7 protein-coding genes are annotated in these 16,280 nt (G+C 65.4%); all 7 read left to right on the forward strand.

Annotated elements, in window-relative coordinates; genetic code table 11:
* Positions 1-7 precede the first annotated feature (7 nt).
* Positions 8-1,081, forward strand: coding sequence for a transaldolase (gene tal, locus KZX46_RS01720; RefSeq protein WP_216710861.1), 1,074 nt, complete (start codon positions 8-10; stop codon positions 1,079-1,081).
* On the forward strand, positions 1,078-2,691 hold the full coding sequence (gene pgi, locus KZX46_RS01725) for a glucose-6-phosphate isomerase (RefSeq protein ID WP_219774157.1): 1,614 nt from the start codon (positions 1,078-1,080) through the stop codon (positions 2,689-2,691). The genes tal and pgi overlap by 4 nt, the downstream gene beginning before the upstream one ends.
* Complete coding sequence (gene rpiA, locus KZX46_RS01730; RefSeq protein WP_219774158.1) at positions 2,688-3,386, forward strand: ribose-5-phosphate isomerase RpiA; 699 nt, start codon at positions 2,688-2,690, stop codon at positions 3,384-3,386. The genes pgi and rpiA overlap by 4 nt, the downstream gene beginning before the upstream one ends.
* 92 nt (positions 3,387-3,478) lie before the next feature.
* Positions 3,479-5,902, forward strand: a complete 2,424-nt coding sequence (locus tag KZX46_RS01735; protein WP_216710858.1) for a phosphoketolase — start codon at positions 3,479-3,481, stop codon at positions 5,900-5,902.
* The gene (locus tag KZX46_RS01740) at positions 5,899-6,933 is read left to right on the forward strand and encodes a class I fructose-bisphosphate aldolase (RefSeq protein WP_226895895.1); all 1,035 of its coding nucleotides are present in this window, start codon (positions 5,899-5,901) and stop codon (positions 6,931-6,933) included. The genes KZX46_RS01735 and KZX46_RS01740 overlap by 4 nt, the downstream gene beginning before the upstream one ends.
* Entirely contained in the window at positions 6,930-7,568 is a 639-nt protein-coding gene (locus KZX46_RS22630; RefSeq protein WP_226895896.1) for a histidine phosphatase family protein, read from the forward strand. Before KZX46_RS01740 ends, KZX46_RS22630 begins: the two co-directional genes overlap by 4 nt.
* 86 nt (positions 7,569-7,654) lie before the next feature.
* Positions 7,655-16,273, forward strand: coding sequence for a GH36-type glycosyl hydrolase domain-containing protein (locus KZX46_RS23370; protein WP_370647447.1), 8,619 nt, complete (start codon positions 7,655-7,657; stop codon positions 16,271-16,273).
* The last annotated feature ends 7 nt before the right edge of the window (positions 16,274-16,280 follow it).

The following is a 16,280-nucleotide window of genomic DNA, read 5'->3' on the forward strand; positions in this document are numbered from 1 at the left end:
CCAGGCCATGCTCGCCACCGCCGCCCTCAGTTCGCTCGGCCAGAGCGTATGGCTCGACAACATCACCCGCGACCTGCTCGATCGCGGCATGCTGCAGACGTATATCGACACGCTGTCCGTCACCGGACTGACCTCGAACCCTACGATTTTCGACAAGGCGATCGCCGGCAGCACTGCTTATGACGCGGAAATCCGGCAGCGCCATGCGACGGGCGAAAGCGACGAGGACCTGTTCTTCCATCTCGCGATTGCCGACCTGCAACGCGCCGCCGACCTGTTCGCGCCCGTCCACACCGCCCGTTGCGGCGTCGACGGCTTTGTTTCGCTCGAAGTGTCGCCCCGGCTCGCGCACGACACCGACGCCACCATCGCGCAGGCCAAGGCGCTTCACGCCCGCGGGGCGCGTGCCAACCTGTTCATGAAAGTTCCCGGCACCGCGGAAGGCGCACCTGCCATTTCTGAATGCCTGTTCGCCGGCGTGCCGGTCAACGTCACGCTGCTGTTCTCGGTCGAGCAGTACCAGGCGGCGGCCGACGCTTGGCTGACCGGGCTCGAACGACGCGTCGACGCGGGGCTGGCGCCGGATATCGCCTCGGTCGCGTCGCTGTTCGTCAGCCGCTGGGACGTGGCTGTCGCCGACCGGGTCCCCCCGTCGCTGCGTAATACGCTGGGGATCGCGGTCGCCGGACAAGTCTATCGCGCCTATCGCGAAATGATGGCGTCCGACCGTTTCCAGCGGCTGCAGAATCTTGGCGCGCGGCCGCAGCGGTTGTTGTTCGCCAGCACCGGCACCAAGGACCCCAAAGCATCGGACACTCTCTATGTCGACGCGCTAGCGGCGCCCAACACGATCAACACCATGCCCGAGAAGACGTTGCGCGCTTACGGCAAGGAAGGTCGGCAGCCGCTTGCGATGGTCCATGAAGCGGGCGCTGCCGATGCCATTGTCGCGCGACATGCCGCCGCCGGGATCGATATCGACGCGCTCGGCACGCAGCTACAGGACGAAGGCGCGGGTTCGTTTGTCGCGTCGTGGGCGAGCCTGCTCGCGGCGATCGCCGCCAAGCGGGCAGCGGCATGACTCCGAGCCCCGCCTGGGCAGCGCTTACCGCGCATCATGTCCGCGTCGCGGATGTGCACCTGCGGGACCTGTTCGCGGAAGACGAGGGGCGGGCGGCTAGCTTCTCGGCGAAGGGCGCCGGCTTGTTTCTCGACTATTCGAAAAACCGCATCACCGATGAAACGCTGGTGCTGCTGCTTGCGCTCGCCGCCGAGCGCGACGTCACCGGCCGCCGCGATGCGATGTTCGCCGGCGAACACATTAACACCAGCGAGAATCGCGCGGTTCTTCACGTCGCATTGCGGGCGCGGCCCGGCGAGCGAATTACGACCGGCGGTGTCGATGTGGTGCCCGAGGTCCACCGCGTCCTGGCGGCAATGGCGGGATTTGCCGAAGGCGTGCGCAGCGGCGCGCTGACAGGCCACCGCGGCCAGCGCTTCAGGACGGTCGTCAACATCGGTATCGGCGGCTCTTATCTGGGTCCCGAGATGGCCTGTCTCGCCTTGCGCGAATTCCGCCATCCCGGCCTCGACTTCCGCTTTGTCGCCAATGTCGACGGGGCGGCATTTACGGCCGCTACTGCAGACCTCGACGCCGCCACGACCCTGTTCATCGTCGCCTCCAAGACCTTCACGACACTCGAGACCATGGCCAACGCCGGCGCGGCCCGCGCGTGGCTGGTCGAGCGGCTGGGCAGCGAGGCTGCCGTAGCCAGCCACTTCGCTGCGGTTTCGACCAATATTGAAGGCGCCGTCGCGTTCGGCATCGACCGAGCACGCATATTCGGCTTCTGGGACTGGGTTGGCGGCCGCTATTCGATGGATAGTTCCGTCGGCCTGTCGACGATGATCGCCATCGGTGCCCAAAGTTTCCAAGCGATGCTCGGCGGCTTTCATGCCATGGACGAGCATTTCCGCAACGCACCACCCGCCGCCAATTTGCCGATGCTGCTGGGGCTAATCTCAATCTGGTACAACGATTTCTTCGGTGCCCAGACGCTCGCCGTGATCCCCTATGCCGCTGATCTGGCGCGGTTTCCCGCCTATCTCCAGCAGCTCCAGATGGAGAGCAACGGCAAGCATGTCGACCTCTCCGGACACCCGGTCGGTTGTGACACTGCGCCGATTATCTGGGGCGAGCCGGGCACCGACGGCCAGCACAGCTTTTTCCAGCTGCTCCACCAGGGGACGCGCCTGGTGCCGTGCGACCTGATCGGCTTCTGCCATCCAACCAGCCCGCTCGCAGGTCAGCACGACCTGCTGATGGCCAGTCTGTTCGCCCAAGCTGAGGCACTCGCGTTCGGCCGGACGGCCGCGACCCTGTCGGCTGCGGGTTCGCCCGCCGCCCAGACGCCGTTCCGCGTTACGGAGGGCAACCGACCGACCAACGTCATCCTCGCCGATCGGCTCGACCCGGCAACGCTCGGGGCGCTGGTCGCCCTCTACGAGCACAGCGTTTTCACCCAGGGTGCGATCTGGGGGATCGACAGTTTCGATCAGTGGGGCGTCGAGCTGGGCAAGGACCTCGCCGGGGCCATCATCCCCGAGCTCGACCGGAGCACGGCGCCGACGCTGGCGCACGATGCCTCGACCAATTCCCTTATAGCACGCTACCTGGGTCGGCGCGGGTGAATGACGCCGCCACCTTCAAGCAGCAGGCCGGCGAAGCGGCGGCGGCGCTCGTCGAGCCCGGCATGGTGGTGGGCCTCGGCACGGGGACCACGGCAATCTTCGCCATCCGGCGGATCGCGGCGCGGTGGCGCGGTGGCGAACTGCCCGGTCTGGTCGCGGTTGCGACCTCCACCAAGACCGCGGTCGCGGCGCAGGCGCTCGGCATCCTGCTGCTCGGCGACGACATGCCTCGCGCGATCGACCTGGTCATCGACGGCGCCGATGAAGTCGATCCGGCGCTCGATCTTATCAAGGGTGCCGGCGGCGCGCTGGTCCGCGAGAAGATCGTCGCGCAGGCGAGCGACCGTGTCGTGATCGTCGTCGACGCGAGCAAGGTTTCGGACGCGCTCGGCAGCAAGGCTTTGCTACCCATCGAGGTACTAGCTTGGGGCTGGGAGGCGCAACTGCGGTATCTTACTGGTCTCGGTGCGACTGTGACAGCGCGCGAGGCAGATGGTCGCCGCTACCTCACCGATGGCGGGAACATGATTCTGGATTGCGGTTTCGGCACCATCACCGATCCGGCCGGCCTCGCGGCGACGCTCGAAACGCGGGCCGGGATCGCTGGCCACGGCCTTTTCGTTGAGATCGCAGACGACGTTTTCGTCGCCGGCCCCGCGGGCGTCGAACACCGCCGCCGGAGCCGCACTGGGTAGTTTCCGATCCTGCACGGCAGCGGTGACAACCGTTAGCCTGACCTATGTCAACGGCGCACCGGCCATGCGCTCGCCATGTCAGGATGATCCAAATGACTCTCGACGAACCCCGCACCTGCGCGACCGACGAGCCCGAGGCTTTAGCCAACGGCACCGAAGAGCTTGCCTTGATTGATGCCTACTGGCGCGCCGCCAACTATATCTCGGTCGGCCAAATCTATCTTTACGACAATCCGCTGCTGCGCCGGCCGCTAACGCTGGCCGACGTGAAGCCGATGGTCGTGGGGCACTGGGGAACGACCCCGGGACAGAATTTCATCTACGTCCATCTCAACCGCGTCATCCGCAAATTCGATCTCGACATGATCTATGTTGCCGGCCCTGGCCATGGCGGGCCGGCGATTGTTGGCAACGTCTGGCTGGAGGGCAGCTGGAGCGAGGTCTATCCCAACGTCGGCCGCGACGAGGCGGGGATGAAAGCGCTATTTAAGCAATTCTCCTTCCCTGGCGGCATTTCGAGCCATGTCGCACCGACGACACCCGGATCGATCCACGAGGGGGGTGAGCTGGGCTATTCTCTGAGCCACGCTTTTGGCGCGGTGTTCGACAATCCGGACCTGATCGTCGCGTGCGTTGTTGGCGACGGCGAGGCTGAGACTGGTCCGCTCGCGACTTCATGGCAATCAAACAAGTTGCTTAGCGCAAGGACAGATGGTGCCGTCCTACCAATATTGCACCTTAATGGCTTCAAAATCAGCAATCCGACCCTGCTAGCACGAATTCCACACGACGAGCTCGATGCGTACCTCCGCGGATGCGGCTGGGATCCACACTTCGTCGAGGGCGACGATCCCACGACTATGCACGCACGCATGGCCGATGTGCTCGAGACGGTGGTCGCTGCCATTCGTTCGATCCAGCACAATGCCCGACATGGCGGTGCGCCACTCCGCCCAGCATGGCCAATGATCGTGCTCAGGTCACCAAAAGGCTGGACCGGACCGAAGGTTGTCGATGGCATGAAGATCGAAGGGACATTCCGCGCCCACCAGGTGCCGCTCCTTGTCGATCAAGCCCACCCGGCACATCTCCCGCTCCTCGAAAGCTGGATGAAAAGCTACCGCGCTGAGGAGCTGTTCGACGCCCAAGGCTGCCTGATCCCGGAGCTTGCAGCCCTCGCCCCGTCGGGTGCGCGCCGTATGGGTTCAAATCCCCATGCTAATGGCGGCCTGCTTCGGTGCGACCTTGTGATGCCCGATTTCCGCGATCAGGCCGTCGCCGTGCCGACGCCTGGGGGTTGCGATGGGCAGGATATGATCGTGCTCGGCCGTTTCCTGCGGGATGTCGCGTTGTATAATTCGCCACATCGCAATTTTCGCGTTTTCGGCCCTGACGAGACGCTATCCAATCTGCTCGGCGCGGTGTTCGAGGCGACGGATCGGCAATGGGATGCCACCAGCGTTCCAGGCGACGAATTCCTCGCGCCCGTTGGCAGGATCCACGACTCGATGCTGAGCGAGCACCAGTGCCAGGGGTGGCTCGAGGGGTATCTGCTGACTGGCCGTCACGGTCTGTTCAACAGCTACGAGGCCTTTATTCGGATCGTCGATTCGATGTTCAGCCAGCATGCGAAGTGGCTAAAGGTTTGTGCTGAACTGCCGTGGCGGCGCAGCATTTCCTCGCTGAACTACGTCCTCGCATCGCATGTCTGGCAGCAGGATCACAATGGCTTTACCCATCAGGATCCCGGCTTTCTCGATCACGTCATCAACAAGAAAGCCGACATTGTTCGGGTATACTTGCCGCCCGACGGCAATTGCCTGTTGTCGGTCATGGATCACTGCCTGCGAAGTCGCGACTACGTGAACGTCGTCGTCGCTAGTAAGCATTCCCGGCCGCAGTGGCTGTCGATGGATGATGCGATCGTCCATTGCACCAAAGGCATCGGCATCTGGGCCTGGGCGAGCAACGATGCGGGCGCGCGACCTGATATCGTCATGGCCTGTTGCGGCGAGACGCCGACGCTGGAGGTCCTCGCTGCAGTCTCGATCCTGCGCCAGCACCTCCCTGAGCTCAAGATCAGGGTGATCAACGTCGTTGACCTGATGCGGCTGCAGCCCGCGTCGGAGCACCCGCATGGGCTGAGCGAGGCGGAGTACGACGCACTCTTCACCCGCGACGTGCCGATCGTCTTCGCCTTCCACGGCTATCCGTGGCTGGTGCACCGGCTGACCTATGCCCGGGCCAACCGCAACCTCCACGTTCGCGGTTACAAAGAGGAGGGCACAATCACGACCCCCTTCGACATGCGCGTCCAGAACGATCTCGACCGCTTCCATCTGGTTGAGGACGTCATCGACCGGGTGCCGGGCCTCGGCGCGCGCGGAGACTATCTGCGCCAGGCGATGCGCGACAAGCTGATCGTCCACAAACATCACGTCGACACGTGCGGCGAGGATTTGCCCGAGATCTGCGAATGGAGATGGGGCACGCCGCCGGAAGTGTACGCGCCGTGACCGCCGAACTCATCGAAACCGCCCGGCTGCTCGTGGCGTGCGGCAAGGGCCTGCTCGCGATGGACGAGAGCAATGACACCTGCAACCGGCGCTTTGCCGAGGTCGGGATCTCGCAGACCGAAGATGCTCGCCGCCGCTACCGCACGCTCCTGATCACGACGCCGGAACTGAAGGAGTCGATCAGCGGTGCTATCCTGTCCGACGAAACGATCCGGCAACAGGCGCCCGACGGCCGGCCGCTTGTCGCCCTTCTTGCCAATCGCGGTATCGTGCCGGGCATCAAGGTCGATCGCGGTACCCACCGGCTGGCGCTCCACCCCGGCGAGACGGTTACCGAAGGCCTCGACGGATTGGGCGACCGGCTCAGCGATTATGCGGCGCTCGGCGCGCGTTTCGCCAAGTGGCGCGCCGTCCTCGCCATAGGCGACGACCTGCCGAGTGCGGCCGCGATCGCAGCCAATGCCCAGGCCCTCGCCCGCTATGCCGCGCTCTGCCAGGCTGCCGGCATCGTTCCCATCGTCGAGCCGGAAGTCCTAATGACCGGCACCCATTCGTCGGAACGCAGCGGGGAGGCGACCGCGGCGGTGCTGCGCGCGGTCTTCGCCGCCCTGGTCGAACAGGGGGTAAAGCTCGAAGCGATGATCCTGAAACCCAATATGGTGCTTGCCGGGAGCGACTGGCGAGGAGAGACTACGGCCGAAATCGTGGCGGTCGAGACGCTGTCCTGCCTTCTGCGCACAGTGCCGGCGGCGGTCGCTGGCGTCGCCTTCCTGTCCGGCGGCCAGTCCGGCCCGCTCGCGGCCGCACGCCTCGATGCGATCAATCGTTGCCGCTCGCTCGACAGTTCGCGCGCGCCGTGGCCGCTGGTGTTTTCCTTCGCCCGCGCGATCCAGCACCCGGGGCTGCAAATCTGGCAGGGTGACGAGGCCAATGTCGCTTTGGCACAGGCGGCGGTCGGCCACCGCGCGCGCTGCTGCCATGCCGCCATTCATGGTCGCTACGATGCAGCGATGGAAGAGGCGGCGTCGTGAGCGGCGACGCGGGACCTCCGACGATTTACTTCGTGCGTCACGGCGAAACCGCGTGGTCGCTGACTGGGCAGCACACCGGCAGGACCGATCTGGCGCTGACCACGCACGGTGAGGCTCAGGCCCGCGCGCTGGCGCCGGCGCTGCACGGCATCGTTTTTGCGCATGTACTTACAAGTCCGCTGCAGCGTGCCCAGCAAACCTGCGCACTGACCGGGCTAGCGGCTGCGGCGGTAACCGAACCCGACCTGATCGAATGGGACTACGGAAAGTATGAAGGGCTGCGCTCGGCCGAAATTCGCGAGAAGCGCCCTGCCTGGTCGCTGTTCGACGACGGTTGCCCAAGCGGCGAAACGCCCGACCAGGTGGCGGTTCGTGCCGACCGGCTTATCGCCAGGCTCGCCCCTCTGTCGGGCAATATTGCGGTGTTCAGCCACAAGCAGTTCGGTTGCAGCCTCGCGATGCGCTGGATCGATCTAGCCGTCGCCGAGGGTCAAAGGCTGGCGCTCGACACGGCATCGCTGAGCGTGCTCGGCCACGATGCGCGTCACTGCGGAACTCGCGTCATCGAACTCTGGAATTTTGTGCCCGATCGGTTTGCCGCGAGCCGCGTGGAGGTGTCGTCTACGCATCCGTAAGTAGTTTCCGAACCTGCCCTCTTAGCGCACTGAGCATTAATCTTCGACCTCAAACCGGCGGCGACGCGCGCAGCCGTCCAACCGCCATGCCAATCCGTCGCTGGGGCTCCCTGTCGCCCGGGCGCGGTCGCAACCGGTTTCAGGAGTGCGTTTTGTTGCTCAAGTATCTTCGGTCGTGGCTCACCCCGAAGCCGGCGGTGCCAGAGCCGCCGATTTGCGCCGAATTGTTCAGCATTGAGCGACTTGAAATATGCGCCCGCGAGCTTGCCGGCAGCCAGCCGATCGCCGCCAATCCGCGCCACGGACGCTCGATTACGGCACGGCTCAAGGATAACAGCAACGTCCTGACCTCAGCCTATCGTGCCGTCGCTGCCGATCTGGCCGCGCGACGCCCGATCAGCCCGGGCGCGAGCTGGCTGCTCGACAATTTTCACATTGTCGAGGAACAGCTGAGGCAGATCAGCAACGATCTGCCTCGGGGTTTCTACCGCCGGCTACCCAAACTGGCGGAGGGTTCGCTGCGCGGCTACCCACGCGTCTTCGGCATTTCCTGGACCTTGGTCGCCCACACAGACAGCGCCCTCGATGCGGCGCGGATCATTGGGTTCGTCGAGGCTTACGAGACCGTACAACCGCTCGACATCGGCGAGCTCTGGGCGCTCGCTATCACCCTGCGGCTGGTCCTCGTCGAGAACCTGCGCCGGCTGGCGGAAGCCATCCTGATGCAGCAGGCGGCGGGAGACGCAGCGGACAAGCTGGCCAGTCGGATCTTCGGCACGGTTGCAGGGCGGCCGCAGACCGACGATGAGATCGTCGCCTGCCTCGCTGCCGCGCCGTGGTCCAACGCCTTCGCGGTCGAGCTGACTGAACGCTTGCGCCACCAGGACCCCGGCACCGTACCGGCGCTGCGCTGGCTGAACGAACGGCTGGTCGCCGACGGCTCCGATACAAGCCGCATCGTCCATGACGAACTGCAGCGCCAGAGCGCCACCGACGTGACTGTGCGCAACGTCATCACGAGCATGCGCCTCGTCTCGATGATGAACTGGGCGGAAGTCTTTGAGACCTTGAGCCCGGTCGATGCGGTCCTGCGTGGCGCCAGCAACTTCGGTGCGATGGATTTCCCGACGCGCGATCACTATCGCCGGATTATCGAGCTCCTGGCCCGGCAGTCGGGCTTGGCTGAAGTCGAGGTCGCGCAACGCGCCATCACCACCGCGGCGGCGGTCAAGCCGGCGCCGCCGGGCGCAACGCCGCCGCGCGAAGCCGATCCCGGTTACTATCTCATCAACAATGGTCGCCCCGGCTTTGAGGCGGCGATCGGCTGCCGAGTGCCGCCGCAGACAGCGCTGTTCCGGCTTTACACGAATGTCGGCATTCTGAGCTACGTCGCAATGATCGCGTTGCTGACCTTGGCGATACTGGGCCTTGCCCTGTGGGCGGTTGTCGCGGCCGGGGCCGACAGCATGAAGCTGGGCATGTTTGCGATGCTGGGCGTGGTGCCGGCATCCGACATTGCAGTGGCGCTGGTCAATCGCTGGATTACCCGATCGGTCAGCGGCAGCCCGCTGCCTGCGATGGCCTTGCGTCAGGGTATCACCGCCGAATTGCGCACGATGATCGTCATCCCGACCCTGCTCGTCGATGCCGCGGGTGTCGTCGAGCAGCTCGACCGGCTCGAGGATCACCACCTCGGCAACCCGGATGAATATTTCAGCTTTGCGTTGATCTCGGACTGGCTCGATGCGCCGACCGAACATCTTGCCGGCGATCAGGCGCTCGTCGATCAGGCCGCTGCCGGGATCGCGCATCTCAACCACCTGTACGGGCCTGGTCCGGACGGGCCCCGCTTTTTTCTGCTGCACCGCCATCGAATGTGGAATGCCGGCGAAGGCAAATGGATCGGTTGGGAACGGAAGCGCGGCAAGCTTCGCGAGCTCAACCGCCTGCTGCGAGGTGCGACCGATACCAGCTTCATGGCGATCGGCGACGCGGTGGCCGCGTTACCGACCGCCATTCGCTATGTCATTACGCTCGATGTCGATACCCGGCTACCGCTGGGGACGGCGCGCAGGCTGGTCGGTAAGATGGCGCATACGCTCAATCGCGCCGAGTTCGATGTGCAGGCGGGCATCGTAACGCGCGGCCATGGCATGCTGCAGCCGCGCGTTACCCCATCCCTGCCGCTCAGCAGCAAAGGTTCCCTATTTCAGCGGGCGTTTTCTGGGCCGAACGGTCTCGATCCGTATGCATTCGCGGTTTCTGACGTCTATCAGGACCTGTTCGAGGAAGGCTCATTTACCGGCAAGGGCATCTACGAAGTCGACAGTTTCGAAGCCGCGCTGAACGATCAGTTTCCTGAAAGCACCGTGCTCAGCCACGACCTGCTGGAAGGCATCTTCGCTAGGGCGGCGCTGGCCGCCGACATCGAAGTCGTCGAGGAGTTTCCCTCTCGTTATGCCGTTGCGGCGGCGCGCCAGCATCGCTGGGTACGCGGGGACTGGCAGCTGCTCCCGTGGATCCTCGGTCTTGCCTCTTTCACGAAGGCCGGCCCGCACTCCACCTCAATCCCGCTCATGGGCCGGTGGAAACTAATCGACAATTTGCGCCGGTCGCTGTCAGCTCCGACGGCACTTCTGGCGCTGTTGATCGGCTGGCTCCAGCCGCCCGCCATCGCCGAAGTCTGGACCGGCTGCATCCTGCTGACGATCTGCCTGCCGCCGTTGCTGCCGGCGATTGCCAGCATCATGCCGACACGCGCCGGCATCTCGCTCCGCAACCATTTCCGCACACTGCGCGGCGACTTCGCTTTGGGGCTGATGCAGAGCGGCTTCCTGCTTGTCTTCCTAGCCCATCAGAGCTGGCTGATGATCGATGCCATCGCGCGGACGATGCTGCGGGTCTTCATCCGGCGTCAGCATCTGCTCCAGTGGGTCACTGCGGCGCAGAGCCGCGACGCCCATCGCTTCGATACCCGCGCACTGACGCTGCAAGTCGTCGCCAGCGCCGCCTGCTGCGGCGGGTTTGCGCTGCTGATCGCAGCGTCGGGCGACCGCACGTGGATCGTCGCGGTGCCGTTGCTGACACTGTGGCTGGTGTCGCCGCTGATCGCCTGGCGAGCCAGCCTGCCGCCCGCCGCAGCGGCCAACCTCACGATCACCGACGGCGATGCGATCGCCTTGCGGCTGGTAGCGCGGCGTACCTGGCGGTTCTTCGAAGGGTTCATCACCGCCGACGACAACATGCTGCCGCCCGACAATTTCCAGGAGACCCCGAGGCCGGTCGTCGCCCATCGCACCTCGCCGACCAATATAAGCCTCTACCTATTGTCGATCATCTCGGCGCGCGATTTCGGGTGGATCGGGACCGAGGAAGTAATTGATCGCTGCGAGGCGACCTTCGCGGCCATGGACCGCCTCGAACGCTTTCGCGGCCATTTCTTCAATTGGTACGATACCACCGACCTGCGTTCGCTGGAGCCGCGCTACGTCTCGTCGGTGGACAGCGGCAACCTTGCAGGTCACCTGCTGGCGTTGCGCAATGCGCTTCAGGAAATCGCCGCCGGACCGGTTGTCGGACGGGGCTGGACGGCGGGGATCGAGGACGGTGCCGCATTGCTCGCTGAAGCCATCGAGACGGACCGGGCGGCCGGCAGCCTGCCCGAGCCCGCGGCGGCGTCGATGCTGGCCCGCCTCGAGCTGTTCAACGCTCGATTGTCCGCCAAGGCTTCGGCCCATGGCGAACTGTCGTCGCAGCTGCGCGATCTCGGCGACCACGCCGACGCGCTGGCGGCGGCTGCGCGGCCAGCCGTAGGCTCCAACGACGTCAGCGAAACACTCGCTTGGACCCGGGCGCTCGTTGCAAGCGTCCGTGGCTGGAAGTTGGAGGTCGATGCTGCGAGCCAAGCTGTCGGCGCTCGCCGGCAGCGGCTCGCCAGCCTCGCCGATCGCGCAAAGGCGATGTTCGACGGAATGGCGTTCGGCTTCCTGTTCGATCCCGATCGTGAACTGCTGTCGATCGGCTACCGTGTCGACGATTCGAATCTCGACGCCAATTTCTACGATCTGCTGGCCTCCGAAGCCCGGCTGGCGAGCTTCATCGCCATCGCCAAGGGCGATCTGCCGGCCAAGCACTGGTTTCGGCTGGGTCGCACGCTCACCCCGATCGACGGCAGCTCGGGGCTGATCTCGTGGTCCGGATCGATGTTCGAGTATCTGATGCCGTCGCTGGTGATGCGCGCTCCCGCCGCGAGCCTTCTCGCCCAGACCAATGAGCTGGTCGTCTGGCGTCAGCGTGATTATGCCGAGAAACGGGGGATGCCTTGGGGGATATCGGAGTCGGAATACAACGCCCGCGACCTCGAGCAGACCTACCAGTACTCCAGCTTCGGCATCCCGGACCTCGGTTACAAGCGCGGCCTAGCCGACAATCTGGTGATTGCGCCCTATGCGAGCGGCTTGGCCGCGATGATCGATCCAGCTGCGGCGGCAGCCAATTTCGACAGGATGGCCAAACTGGGTGCGCGCGGAGTCTACGGCTGGTACGAAGCGCTTGATTACACCCGTTCCCGGCTGCCTGACGGGACCAAGATGGCGATCGTGCGCGCGTACATGGCGCACCATCAGGGGATGGTGCTGGTCGGCATCGGCAACGCGCTGCACGACGGCCGGATGCGCGCGCGCTTTCATGCGGAGCCGATCATCCGCGCCTCCGAACTTCTGCTTCAGGAACGCATGCCGCGCGATTTTGCCGTTGCGCGTTCGCCCTCCGAGCTGACCGGCCCCGCCGACCAAGCCGCTGCAACCGCGACGCCCGACAACGACCGACACTATTCGTCGCCGCATTCGCGCATGCCACGCACGCATCTGCTCTCGAACGGCCGACTTTCGACGATGCTGACGGCAACGGGATCGGGCTATTGCCGCTGGAACGACATCGCGATCACGCGCTGGCGCGAAGACGTGACCTGCGACGAGCGCGGCGCCCACATCTTCCTTCGTGACTGCGACAACGGCGCGGCATGGTCGGCAGGCTTCCGACCGACCAATGTCGAGCCCGCGCAGTACGACGTCGCCTATTCCGAAAGCGCCGCCCGGATCACCCGCATCGACGACGATCTCGAGACCGCCTTGGAAGTCATGGTGTCGCCGGACGACGACGCCGAGGTGCGACAGCTCTCAATCGTAAACCACGGCACCCGTGACCGGTTCATCGACGTCACCTCCTATGCGGAGCTGGTCTTGGCGCGACAGTCCGACGATCTGGCACACCCCGCATTCGGGGCGTTGTTTGTCGAAACCGAGTTCATTCCCGATTTGGGTGCGCTGCTGGCGACCCGCCGACGCCGCAATGCGAGCGATCCTGAGGTCTGGGCCGCGCACCTCAGCGTGGTCGATGGCGAGGCGACCGCCGAGGTCCAGTACGAGACCGACCGGGCGCGGTTCATAGGCCGCGGCCGCACGGTCGAAGCGCCCGCCGCCATCACCAACGGCTGGCCCTTGTCGAACTCGGTCGGAGCCCTGCTCGACCCGGTCTTCAGCCTGCGTCGGCAGGTTCGTGTACCGGTAGGTTCGAGCGTCCGCATCAGTTTCTGGACCTTGGTCGCGGCGTCGCGCGAGGCCGTGATTGCGCTCGCGGACCGTCACCATGATACGGTCGCCTTCGAACGCACCGGCACCCTGGCCTGGACCCAGGCACAGATGCAGTTGCGTCACCTCGGCATCAATAGCGGCGAGGCGCAGCTCTTCCAGCGCCTCGCCAGCCACGTGCTATTTTCCGATCCCGCGCTCAGGCCCTCGTCGATCGATATCCAGCGCTGGGCCGGGCCGCCGTCCACGCTCTGGGCGGCGGGCATCTCCGGGGATTTGCCGATCGTCATGGTGCGGATCAGTGACGATGCGCATCTCGACCTGGTTCGAGATGTGCTTCGCGCGCACGAATATTGGCGGCTGAAGCGGCTCGCGGTGGACGTCGTCATCATCAACGAGCGCGGCGTGTCGTATGCCGAGGGCTTGCAGGCTGCGCTCGATGCGTTGGTCAGGATATTCCAGTCACTCTCCGGAGAAGCGGACAGGTCCGCGGGTGCGGTGTTCATGCTGCGCGCCGACCTTATCGCGCCCGAACTGGGCGGCCTGATCGCCGGCTGTGCCCGCGCCGTGCTGTACGGCGACAGGGGTACGCTCGCCGACCAGCTGCGACGCGCAGGCGACGCGGATGACCGGAATGCCGGCGACTCGTTGCGCACGCCGCCAAGTGTTGTGACGCGACCGGCGGCGCCGCCCCTCCCCACGCTCGAGTACTTTAACGGCAGCGGCGGGTTCGATAGCGACGGGCGCGACTATGTGACTATCCTGGATGACGGCCGGACGACGCCGGCACCGTGGCTCAACGTCATCGCCAACCCCGGCTTCGGCTTTCAGGCGAGCGCTGACGGCAGTGGATTTACCTGGGCGCGCAATAGCCAGCAGAATCAGCTGACGCCCTGGTCGAACGATCCGGTCTGCGATCCGCCCGGCGAGGCGATCTACATCCGCGACGAGGACACCGGTGCCGTCTGGACGCCGACCGGGCTGCCGATCCGCGATCCCGCCGCCCGCTACACTGTCCGCCACAGCCAGGGGTTCAGCTGTTTTGAAATGTCCGCTCACGGCACTGCCCTGTCGCTGACTCAGTTTGTCCCGGTCGACGATCCGATTAAGATCTCGGTACTCCGTATTCACAACGAGTCCGGCCGCCCTCGCTCGTTGTCGGTCACAGCCTATGTCGAGTGGGTGCTTGGCCAAAGCCGGTCGGCAAGCGCCCCGTTCGTCATAACCGAGGTCGATCCCGGGACGGGTGCCATCTTCGCGCGTAACCGGTGGAACGCGGCCTTCGGCGACGATGTCGCCTTTGCCGACCTGAACGGCGCACAGACTTCGCTGACCGCGGATCGCACCGAATTTCTCGGCCGCAACGGCGCCATGGAGCGGCCGCAGGCGCTGGCGTCGGGGCGGCCACTGTCGGGCAGCGTCGGTGCGGGTCTCGACCCGTGCGCCGCGCTGCAAACGAGGCTGCAGCTGCCGCCCGGTGCAACCGCCGAAATCGTCTGCTTTCTCGGGCAGGCGGACTGCACCGCAGCGGCGCAGGCGCTGCTGGCGAAGTATCGCGCCGCCGACCTCGACGCCGTGTTGGCTGCCGTGACCACTCAATGGGATGCAACGCTTGGCGTCCTCCAGATCAGCACCCCCGATCGCGCGCTCGACGTCATGTTCAATCGCTGGATGCCATATCAGACGCTCGCCTGCCGGGTGTGGGCGCGCACTGCCTTTTATCAGGCGAGCGGGGCATATGGGTTCCGCGACCAGTTGCAGGACGTGCTGGCGCTGTGCGTGGCGCGACCGGAGATTGCCCGCGCCCATCTCCTGCGTGCCGCCGCCCGCCAGTTCGCAGAGGGCGACGTCCAGCATTGGTGGCTGCCCGAGTCCGGGCGTGGTGTCCGCACCCGGGTCTCGGACGACCGCGCGTGGTTGGCCTATGCGATTGCGCACTATGTGATGGTAACCGGCGACGCTGCCATTCTCGATGAACCGGTACCGTTTATTGCCGGTCCAGTACTGGCCGACGGCGAACGCGACGCCTTCTTCCAACCGACCACGAGTGCGGAGCGACCCAGCCTGTTCGACCATATGGCGCTGGCGCTCGACGCCAGCCTCGCGACCGGTGCGCACGGCCTGCCGTTGATCGGAACCGGCGACTGGAACGACGGCCTGGATGCGGTCGGCGCTGGCGGCCACGGCGAGAGCGTCTGGCTTGGGTGGTTTCTCTACGGCGCACTATCCGACTGCGCGTTACTGGCCGATCATCGCGGGCTGCCAGACAAGGCCGATGCCTGGCGCCGCCATGGTAACTTGCTGAGGTCGGCGCTCGATGACGTTGGCTGGGACGGAGACTGGTATCGACGCGCCTTCTTCGACGACGGAACCGTACTGGGTTCGGTCGGCGACCGGGAATGTCGGATCGATTCAATCGCCCAGTCGTGGGCCGTGATCTCGGGCGCGGGCGATCCGGCCCGCGCGACCCGCGCGATGGCCGCTCTCAACCGGTACCTGGTACGGCGCGATGACGGCCTAGTGCTGCTGTTCGAGCCGCCCTTCGACAAGCCGGATCGCGATCCCGGCTATATCAAGGGCTATCCTCCCGGCATTCGCGAGAATGGCGGCCAGTACACCCATGCCGCGACCTGGGCGGCACTGGCATTTGCGCTGCAGGGCGACGGGGATCGAGCCGGCGAAATCATATCGATGCTCAATCCGATCCGCCACAGCGACACGGCGGTGGCAATCAACCGCTACAAGGTCGAGCCCTATGCGATCTGCGCCGATGTCTATTCGCAAGCGCCGCATGTCGGGCGCGGCGGCTGGACTTGGTACACCGGGTCGGCCGCGTGGATGTATCGCGTGTCGCTGGAGGGGCTCCTCGGCTTCCGGCTGAGCGGCGCGACGTTGCGGATCGACCCGTGTATTCCCCGCGACTGGCCGAGCTTCGGCATCGTCTATCGCCACGGCTTGACCACCTACGACATCGTCGTCGACAATCCCGACAGCGTGTGTCGCGGCGTCGTCGCCGTCCAGCTCGACGCCGCGGCGCTCCCCCCTTCGGCACCCGTAGTGCTGGTCGACGACGGCGCAACCCACCGCCTGCACATCACCCTCGGCTCCACATCCTAGAGGTCGC

The organism is Polymorphobacter sp. PAMC 29334 (assembly GCF_019431245.1).
Classification (GTDB): domain Bacteria; phylum Pseudomonadota; class Alphaproteobacteria; order Sphingomonadales; family Sphingomonadaceae; genus Polymorphobacter_B; species Polymorphobacter_B megasporae.

Bases quoted from the DNA above. Each gene is read 5' to 3' on its own strand.
- pgi (WP_219774157.1), top strand. From the start codon at position 1,078: ATGACTCCGAGCCCCGCCTGGGCAGCGCTTACCGCGCATCATGTCCGC.
- tal (WP_216710861.1), top strand. From the start codon at position 8: ATGCTCGCCACCGCCGCCCTCAGTTCGCTCGGCCAGAGCGTATGGCTC.
- KZX46_RS23370 (WP_370647447.1), top strand. From the start codon at position 7,655: ATGCCAATCCGTCGCTGGGGCTCCCTGTCGCCCGGGCGCGGTCGCAAC.
- KZX46_RS01735 (WP_216710858.1), top strand. From the start codon at position 3,479: ATGACTCTCGACGAACCCCGCACCTGCGCGACCGACGAGCCCGAGGCT.